Raw genomic sequence first — 229 nt, 5'->3', positions numbered from 1 at the left:
ACACTAAAGAGCCAGTAGCTACGTTGTCGCCAACGCTTACTTTAATCTCTTTTACTGTGCCAGCTGTATCGGCCGGCACTTCCATTGATGCTTTGTCGCCTTCAACGGTTAGTAATGCTTGGTCAACTTCAACAACGTCGCCAACGGCTACTAAGATTTCGGTTACTTCTACTTCATCACCACCGATATCGGGTACTTTAATTTCAATACTCATTGCAAACCTCTTATG

Annotated in this window: 1 protein-coding gene; it reads right to left on the bottom strand. The window is 44.1% G+C overall.

Annotated elements, in window-relative coordinates; translation table 11 throughout:
- Positions 1-214, bottom strand: a 214-nt coding sequence (locus AAEY62_RS25235) for a biotin/lipoyl-containing protein (RefSeq protein WP_350637253.1), incomplete at its 3' end; no start/stop codon positions are given.
- Positions 215-229: the final 15 nt, after the last annotated feature.

Origin of the sequence: Pseudoalteromonas sp. GW168-MNA-CIBAN-0100 (assembly GCF_040309225.1) — a bacterium.
Classification (GTDB): domain Bacteria; phylum Pseudomonadota; class Gammaproteobacteria; order Enterobacterales; family Alteromonadaceae; genus Pseudoalteromonas; species Pseudoalteromonas arctica.
The sequence above is the reverse complement of the archived record's forward strand: the minus strand, read 5'-3'. Positions and strand labels throughout refer to the sequence as shown.